This window comes from Kribbella sp. VKM Ac-2571, from assembly GCF_004362255.1.
Lineage (GTDB): Bacteria > Actinomycetota > Actinomycetes > Propionibacteriales > Kribbellaceae > Kribbella > Kribbella pratensis.
Genome location: NZ_SNWS01000009.1, coordinates 97,708 through 111,284 on the forward strand (window position 1 = coordinate 97,708; position 13,577 = coordinate 111,284).

Genomic DNA, 13,577 nt, shown 5'->3' on the forward strand with positions numbered 1-13,577 from the left:
AGAAAGTTCGGTCGCGGCGGTCAGGTGAGGTCGGCGGCGTAGGCGGTTGCCAGCGGTTCGTCCCACGGCTCGGATTCTGCGGCGAGGGAGTCGAGGACTGTTTCCGGTCGGGTCGCACCGGAAACGACGGACAGCACGGGCGAGGACGCCAGCAGGGCACGGACGTACAGGCGTTGCAGCGAGACTCCACGTTCGTCGGCGAGCGCGGCGAGATGTGGCGACGGAGCCGCGGACGCGGGCCGAAGCGGCGAGTAGGCGAAGAACGGGACCTCGTTGGCCTCACACCACGCAAGCACGTCGAGCGACTCGCGCCCCATGGCGCTGTGGTGATTCTGTACGGCGTCAACACGCGCGACCGCGGCCGCCCGCTCGAGGTCGGCGACGCTGACGTTCGACAGGCCGACCCGGGCCACCTTTCCTTCGTCGCGCAGCTCCGCGAGGGCCGAAACGCCCTCTTCCACAGGCTGTTCGGCGAGATCGACGCGATGCAGGTAGTAGAGATCGAGTGGCTCACGGCCGAAGACCCGAAGGCTCGTCTCGACGTCGGACCGGATCCGGCGCGCACTGATGTCGGCGTCCCAGGTGGACTCGCCGGTTCGCGAATGACCACCTTTGGTACCGACGATGACGCCCGTACCCCGTGCTGCCTCGGCGGCCAGCTCCTCGCCGTACAGCGGCGCGTCGACCTGCGCGTAGGCACGCGCGGTGTCGAGGATCGCCGTGCCCGCGGCGATTCCGGCCCGGATCGTCGCGAGATCGGCGGCGCGATCCCTCGGCGCGAACGAGAATCCGGCAACCCCGAGTGCGACCCGCCCGACAAGTTCCTCCATCAACGCCTCCCGCCGACGACGCTACACGTCCATGCGAGGCTCGCTTGACTATTTAACTGAGTGCGCTCATTATTGAGGCAACTCAGATTGGCTTGATCTGGGCAAGTCATCGGAACGAGAAGGAAGTCGCCGTGCGCGCGTTCGTCGTCAAGGAGTACAAGGGGCCGGTTGAGCAAGCGGACGTCCCCGAGCCCGTGGTCGGGGAGCACGACGTACTCGTGCAGGTCGGGGCAGCCGGGCTCAACGTGCTCGACGAGAAGATCCGGGCGGGCGAGTTCAGGCAGATCCTCCCGTACAAGCTGCCGCTGATCCTCGGTAACGACGTCGCCGGAACGGTGCTCGGCGTCGGTGCGAAGGTGCGGGGATTCAGGCCCGGCGACGAGATCTACGCGCGGCCCGGCAAGGACCGCATCGGAACGTTCGCCGAGCGCATCGCGGTCGCCGAGGCCGACCTCGCGCTCAAGCCCGCATCAGTCAGCCTCGTGGAAGCCGCCTCGCTACCACTGGTGGCTCTGACCGCGTGGCAGGCACTCGTCGAGCGGGGCAACGTGCAGCCGGGGCAACGGGTCCTGATCCACGCCGGCTCCGGCGGAGTCGGGACGATCGCGATCCAGCTCGCCAAGTACCTCGGCGCAACAGTCGCCACCACTGTGAGCGCCGGCAACGCCGACTTTGTGCGCGAGCTCGGGGCGGACTTCGTGATCGACTACCGCAGCCAGGACTTCGAACAGCTCGTCGAAGGGTACGACCTGGTGCTGGACAGCCTCGGCGGCGAGAATCTCGAGAAGTCGCTCCGCGTGCTGCGCCCGGGCGGCAAGGCGGTCGGGATCGCAGGACCGCCTGACGCGGCGTTCGGCCGCGAGGTCGGCGCGAGCCCGGTGCTGCGGCTGGTCATGGCCGCCCTCAGCAGCCGCATCCGACGCCAGGCACGGCGCCTCGGCGTGACGTACGAGTTCCTCTTCATGCGCGCCAGCGGCGATCAGCTTCGCCAGATCACGGCCCTTGTCGACAGCGGCGTACTGCGCCCCGTCGTCGGACGGGTCTTCGACTTCGACCAGACCGCGCAGGCAGTGCAATCACTCGACAAGGGCGGCATCCGCGGCAAGGCCGTCATCAGCATCGCCTGACAACCCACTCAGCAGGAACCAACCAGCACAGGAGAACGTCATGAACACGAACGACCACGTCATCACCGCCTACAAGGACGCGCCCGCCCGCACCGTCGACGCCGGCGGCGTCACCTACGCCTACCGCGAGCTCGGGCCGAAGGGCGGCATCCCCGTCGTCTTCTTCGTCCACCTCGCCGCCACCCTCGACAACTGGGATCCCCGGATCATCGACCCGATCGCCGCGGAGCACCACGTCATCGCCTTCGACAACCGTGGCGTCGGCGCCTCCACCGGCCGCGTTCCCGACAGCATCGAGGCCATGGCCGACGACGCCTATACCTTTGTCAAGGCGCTCGGCTTCGACAAGATCGACATCTTCTCCTTCTCCCTCGGCGGCATGATCGCCCAGGCCCTCGTGGTGAAACACCCCGAGCTCGTCCGCAAGCTCGTCCTCACCGGCACCGGCCCCGCGGGCGGCAAGGACATGGACAAGGTCGCCGGCATCACGTACTACGACATCCTCCGAGCGACCCTGACCCGCTCGGACCCCAAGGAGTTCCTGTTCTTCAACCGCAACGCCACCGGCAAGCCCGCCGCCCGCGCCTTCGTCAACCGGCTCAAGGAACGCACCACGGACCGCGACGCGCCGATGGCGCTGAAGGGGTTCCAGACCCAGCTGAACGCGATCAAGAAGTGGGGACGCTCCACGCCCGCCGACCTGTCCAAGATCACCCAACCCACCCTGATCGCCAACGGCGACAACGACCGCATGGTGCCCTCGATCCTCTCCGAAGACCTGCACCGGCGCATCAAGAACAGTGAGCTGATCATCTACCCCGACTCCGGCCACGGCGGCATCTTCCAATACCACGAGCAATTCGCCCCCGTCGCCGTCGAGTTCCTCGCCCGCTGACCGGCCCGCCGAACTCCGCGATGCGAGAGCTGCTGTTGTCGCCCGTGGAAGAATGAACGCCGGCACATTCGAGTCCAGCCAGCCGGAGCCCGCACAGCAGACAAGGAAGGCAGCCATGCCCCTCGCCTCCCAACGAGTCGGACGGCGCGAGCGGAACAAGCAGGAGAAGCTCGACCGCATCACCGCCGCCGCCCGAGAGCTGTTCGCCGAGCGCGGAGTCGACGAGGTCACCACCCAGGAGATCGCCGACAAGGCCGACATCGGCGCGGGCACGCTCTTCCTCTACGCCAAGACCAAGGGCGAACTCCTCCTGCTCGTGCAGAACTCGTCGTACGCCGACGCGCTCGCCGAAGGTACGTCGGCTGCCGAGAGCATCCCCGACGTACTCGAAGCGGTGATGGCGATCGTCCGCCCGGTCGTGGAATGCAACCGCAAGCAGATCGACAACGGGCGGACCTACCTGCGCGAGATCGTGTTCGGCGACCCCGAGGAGCCCCACCACCGCACCGCACTCGGCCTGACTGTCCAGACCGAGAAGGCGATCGCGGATGTGCTGCAGCGAGACGAGCGCAGCAGCGCCACCGACGCCGCAACGCTCGCCCATATCGTCTCCGCGATCATGTTCGTCAGCATGGCGGCCACCATCAACATCGCCAAGCCGGTCGACGACGTCGTCCAGGAAATCAGAACCCAGGTCCGGGTTCTGCTGCCGAGGTGATGTCAGGCTGACTTGACCTCGCGGCGGAGGAGTCGGAGGAGGCCGAGGGTCAAGGGTAGGAGCACCCAGATGGCGCCGGAGACTGCGATGTGGGCCCAGTCGCCGGCCTGGAACGTCCGCCGGTCGAAGGCCGGCGCCATGGCAGTGTTGACGTCGAGCCAGGGCGCGACCTTCTCGAGGCTGCCGACCATCGAGAAGAGCACCGTCCACGCGATCGGGATCACGTAGTAGAGCACGATGGCCGCGGCGGTGTTCATCAGCAGCATGCCGAAGGCGAAGCCCTGAACGATGCCGATCAGTTGTACGGCGAAGAAGTCGCGGACGTTGGCGACGCCAATGTTCCAGCTACCGGCGCCGTCCATGAACGCCATCCCGGCGAGGTTGCTCAACGCTGCCACGCCGAGTGCCACGACCACCGCGAGCAGGCCGACCAGGACCACCGCGACCAGTTTGGCGACGGCGATCCGGATCCGGCTGGGCTCGAGGGTGAAGGTGACCAGGCCGGTGCGCTGGCTCCACTCGGCGGTGACCGCGAGGATGCCGAGCACCGGGAGCAAGATGCTCTGCGGGGTCGCCGTCGCACCGACGAGGTTCATGAAGGTCAGCTGGTCCGGATCGGCGACGAACAGGAACACGACGATGACGGCGACCGTGATCAGACCGATCGCGGTGAGCAGCCAGAAGCCGGCCCGGGTGTCGACCAGTTTGCGCAGTTCGGCCCGCAGCAGGCGGCTGAAGGGTACGGACGCCACCCTCGGATCCGGTGACAGTTCGATGTGGTGGGTCGCGGTACTCATGCGGTGACCTTCTCTCGTGCGTCGTCGGCGGTGAGCTGCAGGAACATTTCCTCGAGTCCGGAGCCGTCCGCGCCTCGCAGCTCGGCGACGGCCACGCCATGCCGTGCGGCGGCCGCGGCGATCTGCTCGCGGGGGGCATCCACGACGTACGCGCCGTCGGGCTCGAGCTGGTACACGAACCCGGCGGCGTCGAGGCAGCGCGCCAGCGCATCCGGGTCCAGGCCGCGGACGAGGGTGCCCGCGGCGTTCAGCAGGTCGGCCTTGTTGCCATCAGCAACGATGACGCCGCGACCGATCACGACCAGGTGGTCGGCGATGACCTCGATCTCGTGCAGGAGATGTGAGGACAGCAGGACGGTTCCGCCCTGATCCGCGAAGCCCCTCAGCAGCCCCCGCATCCAATGGATGCCGGCCGGGTCGAGTCCGTTGGCGGGCTCGTCCAGGATCAGCACCTGCGGGTCGCCGAGCAGTGCGTGCGCGATGCCGAGACGTTGCCGCATGCCGAGCGAGTAGTTGCCGACCCGGCGGTTGCCCTCGTCGCCGGACAGCCCGACGATCTCGAGCATCTCGTCGACCCGTTGAAGGCGAAGGCCCATGACGATGGCGCCGAGGCGAAGGATCTCGCGCCCGGTCCGCCCGGTGTGCTGCGCGGACGCGTCCAGGAGGACCCCGACGTGCCGCCCCGGGTTGGGAAGTTCGGCGTACGGGACGCCGAGGATGGTGCTGCGACCCGCCGACGGCGGGGTCAGCCCGGTCATCATGCGCATCGTGGTCGACTTGCCTGCCCCGTTGGGACCGAGGAAGCCGGTGACGGATCCGGGCTGCGCCCGGAAGGACACGCGGTCGACGGATTGGTGCGCTCCGTACCGCTTACTGAGTTCTTCGACTGTGATCATGTGGTCGAGCCTGGGCCTCCGCACCGGCCCGGCACATCAGCCGCGATGCCATGACCTCGAACCACGGGACAGAGCTGAATAGCCCACGGTAGGGGTCTGGCCGAACCGTGGTCTCTGCCCGGAACGGCAGACCTCCCGTACCGTGAGCAAGGTGGACGCCATCCAAGCCGCGCCACCACCTCCGCTGAGCCACTGGCAGTCGACGTGGCGCTACCTCTTCGCCATCGTCACCGGCGCCGGCTTCTGGATCGCGAGCTACTACAACACGTACGCCGGACAGATCACTGCGCTCTGGGCCACCGACCTGCTGCTCGGAGTAGTCAGCGTGGTCCTGATGCGCCGGCGACGTACCAACCCGTTCCTCGTCGCTCTGATCGTCAACATCTTCGGATCCCTCTCGACGGCAGCGTCGGGAGCTGTGGTCGTCACCACCGTGTCCCTGGCGACGCGCCGGCGCTGGCGCGAGATCGTACCGGTCGCGGTGGTGGGCTTCGCCGCATCTGTCGTCTTCTTCGAAACCCACCCCGGCGCGGAGGACTCGCTGCTCTTCTCGCTGTTGTTCACGATCGTCTTCGTGAGTGCCGTGATCGCTCCCGGCATGTACGTCGGTGCTCGCCGCGACCTGCTGTCCACGCTGCGAGAGCGAGCGGATCGCGCCGAACGCGAGCAGGGCCTGCGAGTCGAGCAGGCGCAGGTCACCGAGCGGGCAAGGATCGCCCGCGAAATGCACGACGCCCTGGCGCATCGCCTGTCACTGGTGGCCTTGCATGCGGGTGCACTGGAGTACTGCCGAAATCTGAGCGATGCCGAGGTGGCCGAGGCAGCCGCAATCACCCGCAAGAGCGCCCACCTCGCGCTGCAGGATCTGCACGCGATCCTCGGCGTACTGCGAACCCTCGAAACCGACGCACCACCGGAGCGTCCGCAACCGACGCTGGCCGACCTTCCGGCGCTGGTCCAGGAGGCCATCGGATCAGGTACGAAGGTCCGGTTGCACAACCGGGTCGACAACCTGGCGGAACCGCCCGAGGCGATCGGGCGCGGGGCGTACCGGATGATCCAGGAGAGTCTGACGAACGCTCGCAAACACGCACCGGACACCGCCGTCGACGTCACCCTCAGCGGCCACCGGGGCGGGCAACTGGTGCTCGAGGTAAGCAACCCGCTGCGGCTCGGCTCCACCCTGAGCTCGACGCCGGGATCCGGTCTCGGACTGCTCGGACTGACCGAACGCGCAGAGCTGATCGGCGGCCGCCTGGAGCACCTGAAACTGGACGGGCACTTCGTGGTCCGCGCCTGGTTGCCGTGGCCGGCATGAGCACCGCTGTCCGTGTGGTGATCATCGACGACGACGCGCTCGTGCGCGCGGCACTGGCCATGATCCTGCGCGACGACGCGACGATCGAACTGGCCGGCGAGGCGGACGACGGCCGGACCGGGCTCGACCTCATCGCGCGGGTCACGCCCGACGTCGTACTGATGGACATCCGGATGCCGCGACTCGACGGGCTCGAGGCTCTCGCTCACTTGATGGGCCGGCCCGCACCGCCCAAGGTGATCGTGCTGACGACCTTCGACGCCGACGACTACGTACTGCGCGCCCTTCGGGGCGGGGCGAGCGGCTTCCTCCTCAAACACACCCCACCGGCGGCGATCGTCGAGGCGGTACACAAGGTCGCCGCCGGCGAACACATGCTCTCCCCCACCGTGACCGCCCAGCTGATCGCCCGCCTCGGCGCTGATGAGCCAGAAGCCCAGCACGTTCTCGATGCGCGATCACTGGCCGGCACACTCACCTCCCGCGAACGCGAGGTAGCGATCGCGGTCGGCCAAGGCAAGGTCAACGCGCAGATCGCCGAAGAGCTCTACCTGAGCATGGCCACTGTCAAGGCGCACGTCTCGCGCATCATGGTCAAACTCCAAGCCACCAACCGCGTCCAGATCGCCAACCGCATCCACGACGCAGGCCTCACCTGACCGCCGCCCATCAGGCTGGCCCGGCGTGATTGTCCGGGCAACTAGGCGAAGTAGAGACCGATCCCGACGAGACAGGCCCAGACGAGGCCCGCGAGAAGGAGGACCGGGTCGCGGAAGATGTCGTGTTCGGGCTCCTCGCCCCGGCCGGTGGAGACGACGAGTGCGTAGCGGAGTAGGCCGGTGAAGAACGGGAGGAACGAGATCGCGAGGAGTTCCCGGTAGACGTCGAGGCCGAGGTACTGGAAGGCCCACATGCCGTACGACAGAGCCGTTCCGAGCAGCGCGACCGTCATGACCTGATCGAGCCACGACGTCGGGTACGCCGCGAGTACCGGGCGGCCCACCGCGTTTCCCGGCGACGCGTGCTCTGCCTTGCGTTTGCCGGTGACGAGGAACATCGCGCCGAAGAGCGAGACCAGCAGGAACCAGTGCGACACCGGCGTCCCCGTCGCTGCACCACCGGCTGCCGCGCGCAGGACGAAACCGAGCGCGACAAGGACAAGGTCGACTACGGCAACATGCTTCAGGCCGGCGACATAGAGCACCTGGGCAACCAGGTACGCCGCCGCGAGGCCGAAGGTCGCTCGTCCGAGCGCGCTCACGATCGTCAGCCCCAGAAGCGCCACGACCACGCCGAACGCCGCCGCTTGCGCCGGACTGAGTACACCTGACGCGACCGGACGTCGCCGCTTCCGCGGATGCCGTCGATCGTCAGGTGCGTCGCGGATGTCGTTGAAGGCGTAGATCGCCGCCGCGAGCAGAACGAAGCCCAGTGCGGCGATCGAGGCCTTGAGTACGACTGTCGGCGACTTGAGCGCTCCGGCCGCTGCCGGGGCCGCGAACACCGTCACGGCCTTGTGCCATTGCTGTGGGCGGCTCAGCCGCAGCAGCGCCCGCCCCGGGGCTTCCCGAGTTGCCGTCGAAGCCTGGAAGCCGGTCATTTGGCGGTCACGTAGAAGAAGTCGCGCTGGTCGTCGACAAGGTAGCGATCAGTGGGCGAGTTCATCGAGGCGAGCAGCCGCTTGCCGGTGACCGTGCCATTCGGGCCGGGCTGCTCGATGTCGAAACTCACCATCGCGGCATGGATGTCGAGCTCCATTCCCTGGACGATCCCGGCCTGCTGCATGGCCTCGGCCAGCGTCACGAGGGTCAGCTTGTTGCCGGCGACGTACATAAGGTTGCCATGGGCATCTGTCCCGATGCCGGACCGCCAGGTGTACTGGAACTGGCTCCGCACCGACCCCCAGCGCCCGTTCGCGTTCGTGGTCAGCCCGTCGACGACCCGGCCGTCGACGACGACCTGGTCGAGGTTCTGCCGGACCGCGATCACGTCGTGCGTCATCCGGACCGTGCGGTTCCAGGCGCCGACCTGTGCGGACCCGTCTCGGAAGATGACGATCGACGCACGCCCGTCGACGAGCGGCACGGCCGCTGACCGGTTGGTCCACCATCCTCCGTGCGAGTCGTGCATCTTGAACCCCGCGTTGAACGTCGCGACCAGACCCGAGCGGTCGGCGGCGGGAACGGAGTACCCGTTCGGGGACGGCATACCAGCCACCGGCTCACGCGTGCCGGGCATCAGCTTCAGCCGGTACGTTCCCCGCGGCAGCAAAGCTGCTGCGGCCGACACGGGCAGGTGACCTTGATCGGGCCGGAACCAGGTGGTCCACAGCAAGGGTCTTCCGGAGGCCGACCGCCGGGCCACTGACCAGGATCCCTCCGACGGCAGGCGGGTGACGCCGGGCACCGGGTGCACCGGCGGCAGTCCGGCAACCGCCGGGTGACCGCCCGGCCGCGCGGTGATCGGCGCAGCGCCGGCACCGGTGGTGTCGATCGGCGCCCCGGTCGTCGGCGGTTGCTGATGGGAGTACTTCCACGTCTCGATGGCGTCGATGAGCTTTCCACCGCCGTGGTCGCGGAACCACTCCACCGTCCGGACCGCGAAGCTCGCATTGCCGGGGTACAGCAGTGCCCGGACGTACGAGACCGCCGGCACGACCATCAGCAGGCAGCAGGCCGCCGCGATCCACCGCTTCCGTATCCGGCGACGCCTGCGCCTGGATGCGATCATCGCCACGTCTCCGGAAGCAGCCGCCGCGGCACCAGATCGACGGCACGGACCACGAGCCCCATCACGCCCGGCACCCACACGATCGTCTTGCGCGCCTCCACGGCTGCCGCCACACGCCCCGCGACCCGCTCCGGGCTCGTCGCCAGCGGCGGCTTCGGCAGGTCCGCCGTCATCCGGGTCGTCACGAAACCCGGACGTACGACGAGCACCCGTACGCCGGTGCCGGCGGTCTCCCGGGCGAGCAGGACCGCTGCCGAGTCCGCCAACTGCTTGCCGAGGGAGTACGCCGCGATCGATTGCCGGGGGCGTACCGCGGCGGCAGACGACAACACCACGATCTGCGCCGGTTTGCGGTGCACCAAGGCCCGCAGGAGGACCGACACCGCCAAGCCGTTGACGACCACGCCGTCGGCGAACGACTTCGACGCCATCGAACCCACCGCGACGATCGCGAGCTCCAGACGATCCTCGGCGCAAGCGTGTTCGAGCATGCCGTCGAGCTCATCGGCGTCGAGTCCTGCATCGTACTGCGTCGTGGACACCGAGTAGCCGGCATCACGAAGCTTCTCGGCATTCCACCAGAGCTCGCTGCTCGGCCGGCCGGCCAGGATCACGCGCCGCGGCACCGGACCTAGCAACCGCACCAGGACGGCCATCCCGATCTCCGACGATCCGCCGACGAGGAGCGCAGTCCCCGGAGTCATGCGACGAGTCCGAGACGTGTGCCCAGGGCGGAGGTCCAGCGCGCGGCCGGATCCAGCCGCCGCTGCGTGAGCTGCCACGTCCGCAGCCGCGGGTACATCACCGGAATCAACTCCGGATCGGTCACCGCGTCCTTGGCCAGATAGATGCGGCCGCCGGCACCGGCGACGAACTTGTCGACCGGTTGCAGCGTGCGGGGATGATGTAGCCAGCGCGCCGGAAGATCGACCGCCAGGGTCCATCCGGGCATCGGGAACGACAACGGTCCAGCACTGCCCGGGCCGAAATTCTTCAGGGTCGTCAGCGCTGGGGTCAGCCCGTGATCAGTGAGAAACGTGAGCACTTCGTGGATCGTCCCGACCGCGTCGCGGGGTACGGCGAACTGGTACTGGACCACGCCCCGCCGGCCGAAGGCCGCCGGCCAGGACTCCGCTCGGTCCAGTGGGCACAGGGCGGAACGCAACGCGACGAGTTGCGAATTCGACGATCTGCTGAAATGCCATCGCCCTGCGGAGGCGGCCGCGATCGTCGCCGTCGAGACCACACCGGGCCCGGGCAGTGACCGCCGTTGCCGGGTGCCGCCGACCCGCCGCTGCGGAAACGGCGCCACGGCACCGGGGAGGTCCGAGGTCGACGCACCGTAGAACTCGTCGACGATGCCGCGACCCAGGCTCGGACCCCGCGCATGCGCGTCCAGCCACGCGATCGCGTGTCGCCGCGGATCGAGTTCCTGCCGTACCGCCAGGGCCTGCATCGCCTCGATGGTCCGGTCCAGCGAATGGGTCCGCAGCCGGTTCCGGATCACCCAGCCGGTGTCCACTCGCTGCAGCTGGATCGCCGCCCGCAGGATCACACCGGTCAGTCCCATTCCGCCGATCGTCGCCCAGAACCCGTCGGCATCATGGCCCGCGGACAGTTGCGTGATCGTCCCGTCCGACTTCAGCAGAGCGATCCACAGAACCTGTCTGCCGAACGATCCGGCGCCAGGATGGTTCTTTCCGTGCACATCGCCGGCCACCGCGCCGCCGACGGTGATGCGTTCGGTGCCGGGCACGACCGGGAGCGTCCATCCCACGGGAAGTGTCTGGTCGATGACGCCCTTCAGCAGCGCGCCGGCCTCCACGACGACCACACCGCTGCCCTGATCGAACGACACGATCCGATCGAACGACGTCAGGTCGAGCACGATCCCGTCGCTCGGCAAGGCCGCGTCACCGTAGCTCTTGCCGGCTCCACGCACGGTGATCCGCGGCTCCGCCAGCACCGTGCCGATCAGACCGCCCTCGAAGGCCGGCCGCCGGACCTGGGCGGTGCGCTGGATCGTCCGGCCCCATCCGGACAAAGACTGTGTGCTGGGTTCATCGGGGGTCATGATGCCGACGTTAGGTACTGACCACTGAGAGCGTGCTGAGTCCGGTAGACCGCAAGATGCTGCCTGACCACGTGCTGCCAGGTCATCGCCGGAGCCGTGTCTGCGTTGAACCTCTGGATTCGGTACCGCAACGCGTCGTCGATCAGGAGATTCGCGACGGTCGCCACCATCTCGGAGTCGCCGTTCACGAGAAATCCCTCGACTCCCGGCCGAACGAACTCTCCGACGCCACCGGACGCCATGGCCACGACCGGCAGGCCGGCGCATCGCGCCTCCAGGGCCGCGACACCGAACGACTCGAGCTCCGCCGGCGCAACATAGACGTCCGCCGACGCGTAGAGCTGCTGGATGTCGGGTCGCGTCAGGCGCCCCGGGAGGTCGACCCACTCATCGAGCCCGCGGCGGCGGACCGCGGCGGCCGCTGCCCGTGCCCGAGGCCCGTCGCCCACAACTACGGCGCGGAGGCGAACAGTGGAAGGCACTGCCGCGCGGATCTCCTCCAGGATGCGAAGCAACGCCATCGGCCGCTTGCGGCGCGTCAGCCGCATCGTGCTCACGATGGTCAGCGGATGGTCCGTACGTCGGCTGTGCCGCCACAACACCGGGTCAACCCCGTTGTGCAGTATGCCGATCGGTCGATCGGGCAGCAGTCTTCGCAGTTCGCCCGCAACCGCTTCGCTGACGGCGGTCCAGTGCACGTTGCCGACGTACCGGGCTATGCCTGCTGCCGGCCAGGGCACTGACGCATCGGGTAAGGAGTGCAGGGTCAGGACCGCCCGGTCTGTCAGGCGCGCGGCCTTCCAGGCCAACGGTGACACCAGCGACGAGTGGCAGTGCACGACATCGAAGCTCGGCAATGCCGATCGCAGCCGGTCGACGGCCACAGCGAGCGGTACACCGGCGACCGCCGGCAACCGCAGGACCGGGACATCGCCCGCGGATGCCGGTCCGTCGGTGATCGTGAAGACCGTGACGTGATGGCCGGCGCGGATCAGGTGCCCGGCGAGATCGTGCACCTGGAGCTCGATCCCGCCGAGCCGTGGGAGATAGCAGTCACTGACCAGTGCGATCCTCACCCGGCCACCACCTCGAGCGGCTGCGTCCCGGGGGCCTTCCGGTGCTGCCGCCACGACCAGACGGCGAGCAGGAGCCCGCCGACCGGGATCTCCATCAGATAGGTGAATCCACGGAACAGCAGCAAACTGGCGGCGACGCCGGCTGGATCGCCACCGAGGGCGATCAGGGCGGCCGTCGTTCCGACCTCGACGACGCCGGCGCTGCCAGGCGTGATCGGCACCAAGGTCAGGAGTCGTTCGACCGCCAAGGCCGTGAACAAGACGGGGAGGCCGAGCGGCACGTGCAGAACCCGGAAGCACAGCCACAGGAGGGCCAACTGCAGCGCAAGATACGAGATCATCCCCGCGGTCATCTGTTGCCAGCCGTAGCGCATCACTGTCAGGATCCGGCGTCGCAACTCGGGCAACTGGTCCTTGAGACGAGTACGCCCGAGTGCGCCGGCAGCCTTGTCGAGCGCACCGCCGACGGCCGCGGCCACCCGCTCGTCCGCGAGGATCCAGATGCCGAAAGCCACTGCGACAGGTACTGGCAGAAGCAGGAGACTCGCCGAGCCGAACGCCGGAGCACTGTGCAGAAGCGGAACGAGGCCGAGCGCCAGGGCAATCACACCGAGCTTGGAGACGACGTTCAGCAACGTGGTGACCGCAAGGAACCCGCTGAACTGGCCGGGGCTGAATCCCCAACGGCGAACCATCGCGAAGTTCAGCGCAGTACCCACGGCCCCGCCCAGCGGGAGGACATTCGCCACGGCGCTGCCGGTGAGACTGAGCGTCAGTCCGCGCCGCCTGGTCAAGCCCGGCAACGACGCTGCCAGGACGAACGAGTGCGACCACAGCCCGGCCACCCACACCATCGTCAACAGGGCCAGAGATGCGGGCGAGACTCGAATCAGAACGGCGCCGACCCCGTCCCAAGTGGCGCCAACCGCACGCGGTAGCAAGACCACCAGGGCGACGGTCGCCAACCCACTGATGCCGGAGATCACCAGACGCCGTCGTCGTCTGCGGTCCATCCTCGCTCCTGGCCGCTGCTCGTTGTGACTCATCGGCCCAAGCGTGGATTCCGGGGCCTGAGAGCGTGCTGAGAGCAACTAGGCCGGGTGACGGTGCCCGTGC

Annotated in this window: 14 protein-coding genes; 5 read left to right on the forward strand and 9 right to left on the reverse strand. The window is 68.2% G+C overall.

Annotated features, from left to right (window positions below; translation table 11 throughout):
* Nucleotides 1-20 precede the first annotated feature (20 nt).
* The gene (locus EV651_RS20870) at nucleotides 21-830 is read right to left on the reverse strand and encodes an aldo/keto reductase (RefSeq protein WP_133786888.1); all 810 of its coding nucleotides are present in this window, start codon (nucleotides 828-830) and stop codon (nucleotides 21-23) included.
* Between the two features lie 131 nt (nucleotides 831-961).
* Between EV651_RS20870 and EV651_RS20875 the strand changes: the two genes are divergently transcribed.
* The 3 genes from EV651_RS20875 (at nucleotide 962) to EV651_RS20885 (ending at nucleotide 3,570) form a co-directional block, all read left to right on the forward strand.
* A complete protein-coding gene (locus EV651_RS20875) occupies nucleotides 962-1,957 on the forward strand; it encodes an NADP-dependent oxidoreductase (protein WP_133786889.1) in 996 nt (331 codons plus the stop codon).
* A 40-nt stretch (nucleotides 1,958-1,997) separates the two neighbouring features.
* Nucleotides 1,998-2,852 carry an alpha/beta fold hydrolase gene (locus EV651_RS20880; RefSeq protein ID WP_133786890.1) on the forward strand — a complete coding sequence of 285 codons (855 nt, stop codon included), beginning with the start codon at nucleotides 1,998-2,000 and terminating at the stop codon, nucleotides 2,850-2,852.
* A 115-nt stretch (nucleotides 2,853-2,967) separates the two neighbouring features.
* Nucleotides 2,968-3,570, forward strand: a complete 603-nt coding sequence (locus tag EV651_RS20885; RefSeq protein ID WP_133786891.1) for a TetR/AcrR family transcriptional regulator — start codon at nucleotides 2,968-2,970, stop codon at nucleotides 3,568-3,570.
* Nucleotides 3,571-3,572: 2 nt separating this feature from the next.
* On the opposite strand, the gene EV651_RS20890 is transcribed toward EV651_RS20885, so the two are convergent.
* Nucleotides 3,573-4,367 carry an ABC transporter permease gene (locus EV651_RS20890; protein WP_133786892.1) on the reverse strand — a complete coding sequence of 265 codons (795 nt, stop codon included), beginning with the start codon at nucleotides 4,365-4,367 and terminating at the stop codon, nucleotides 3,573-3,575.
* Entirely contained in the window at nucleotides 4,364-5,263 is a 900-nt protein-coding gene (locus EV651_RS20895; protein ID WP_133786893.1) for an ATP-binding cassette domain-containing protein, read from the reverse strand. Before EV651_RS20895 ends, EV651_RS20890 begins: the two co-directional genes overlap by 4 nt.
* 151 nt (nucleotides 5,264-5,414) lie before the next feature.
* Here EV651_RS20895 and EV651_RS20900 point away from each other — a divergent pair, with 151 nt between their 5' ends.
* A complete protein-coding gene (locus EV651_RS20900; protein WP_133786894.1) occupies nucleotides 5,415-6,581 on the forward strand; it encodes a sensor histidine kinase in 1,167 nt (388 codons plus the stop codon).
* Nucleotides 6,578-7,240, forward strand: coding sequence for a response regulator transcription factor (locus EV651_RS20905; RefSeq protein ID WP_133786895.1), 663 nt, complete (start codon nucleotides 6,578-6,580; stop codon nucleotides 7,238-7,240). Before EV651_RS20900 ends, EV651_RS20905 begins: the two co-directional genes overlap by 4 nt.
* A gap of 41 nt (nucleotides 7,241-7,281) precedes the next feature.
* Here EV651_RS20905 and EV651_RS20910 read toward each other — a convergent pair whose 3' ends face one another.
* Genes EV651_RS20910 through EV651_RS20935 form a run of 6 tightly spaced genes read right to left on the reverse strand, consistent with a single transcriptional unit; the run spans nucleotide 7,282 to nucleotide 13,507 of the window.
* Entirely contained in the window at nucleotides 7,282-8,181 is a 900-nt protein-coding gene (locus tag EV651_RS20910) for a decaprenyl-phosphate phosphoribosyltransferase (protein WP_133786896.1), read from the reverse strand.
* Entirely contained in the window at nucleotides 8,178-9,311 is a 1,134-nt protein-coding gene (locus tag EV651_RS20915) for a phosphodiester glycosidase family protein (protein WP_133786897.1), read from the reverse strand. Before EV651_RS20915 ends, EV651_RS20910 begins: the two co-directional genes overlap by 4 nt.
* Nucleotides 9,308-10,015, reverse strand: coding sequence for an SDR family NAD(P)-dependent oxidoreductase (locus EV651_RS20920; protein ID WP_166658685.1), 708 nt, complete (start codon nucleotides 10,013-10,015; stop codon nucleotides 9,308-9,310). The genes EV651_RS20915 and EV651_RS20920 overlap by 4 nt, the downstream gene beginning before the upstream one ends.
* A complete protein-coding gene (locus EV651_RS20925; RefSeq protein ID WP_133786899.1) occupies nucleotides 10,012-11,385 on the reverse strand; it encodes an FAD-binding oxidoreductase in 1,374 nt (457 codons plus the stop codon). The genes EV651_RS20920 and EV651_RS20925 overlap by 4 nt, the downstream gene beginning before the upstream one ends.
* Nucleotides 11,382-12,461: a glycosyltransferase family 4 protein gene (locus tag EV651_RS20930; RefSeq protein WP_166658686.1), complete on the reverse strand. Its 1,080-nt coding sequence runs from the start codon at nucleotides 12,459-12,461 to the stop codon at nucleotides 11,382-11,384. Before EV651_RS20930 ends, EV651_RS20925 begins: the two co-directional genes overlap by 4 nt.
* Entirely contained in the window at nucleotides 12,458-13,507 is a 1,050-nt protein-coding gene (locus tag EV651_RS20935; protein WP_133786901.1) for a lysylphosphatidylglycerol synthase transmembrane domain-containing protein, read from the reverse strand. The genes EV651_RS20930 and EV651_RS20935 overlap by 4 nt, the downstream gene beginning before the upstream one ends.
* Between the last annotated feature and the right edge of the window lie 70 nt (nucleotides 13,508-13,577).

What these genes read in the sequence shown, in the direction of transcription:
- EV651_RS20870 (WP_133786888.1), bottom strand. Translation starts at nt 830, where the DNA reads ATGGAGGAACTTGTCGGGCGGGTCGCACTCGGGGTTGCCGGATTCTCG.
- EV651_RS20880 (WP_133786890.1), top strand. Translation starts at nt 1,998, where the DNA reads ATGAACACGAACGACCACGTCATCACCGCCTACAAGGACGCGCCCGCC.
- EV651_RS20885 (WP_133786891.1), top strand. Translation starts at nt 2,968, where the DNA reads ATGCCCCTCGCCTCCCAACGAGTCGGACGGCGCGAGCGGAACAAGCAG.
- EV651_RS20890 (WP_133786892.1), bottom strand. Translation starts at nt 4,367, where the DNA reads ATGAGTACCGCGACCCACCACATCGAACTGTCACCGGATCCGAGGGTG.
- EV651_RS20895 (WP_133786893.1), bottom strand. Translation starts at nt 5,263, where the DNA reads ATGATCACAGTCGAAGAACTCAGTAAGCGGTACGGAGCGCACCAATCC.
- EV651_RS20905 (WP_133786895.1), top strand. Translation starts at nt 6,578, where the DNA reads ATGAGCACCGCTGTCCGTGTGGTGATCATCGACGACGACGCGCTCGTG.
- EV651_RS20910 (WP_133786896.1), bottom strand. Translation starts at nt 8,181, where the DNA reads ATGACCGGCTTCCAGGCTTCGACGGCAACTCGGGAAGCCCCGGGGCGG.
- EV651_RS20915 (WP_133786897.1), bottom strand. Translation starts at nt 9,311, where the DNA reads ATGATCGCATCCAGGCGCAGGCGTCGCCGGATACGGAAGCGGTGGATC.
- EV651_RS20920 (WP_166658685.1), bottom strand. Translation starts at nt 10,015, where the DNA reads ATGACTCCGGGGACTGCGCTCCTCGTCGGCGGATCGTCGGAGATCGGG.
- EV651_RS20925 (WP_133786899.1), bottom strand. Translation starts at nt 11,385, where the DNA reads ATGACCCCCGATGAACCCAGCACACAGTCTTTGTCCGGATGGGGCCGG.
- EV651_RS20935 (WP_133786901.1), bottom strand. Translation starts at nt 13,507, where the DNA reads ATGAGTCACAACGAGCAGCGGCCAGGAGCGAGGATGGACCGCAGACGA.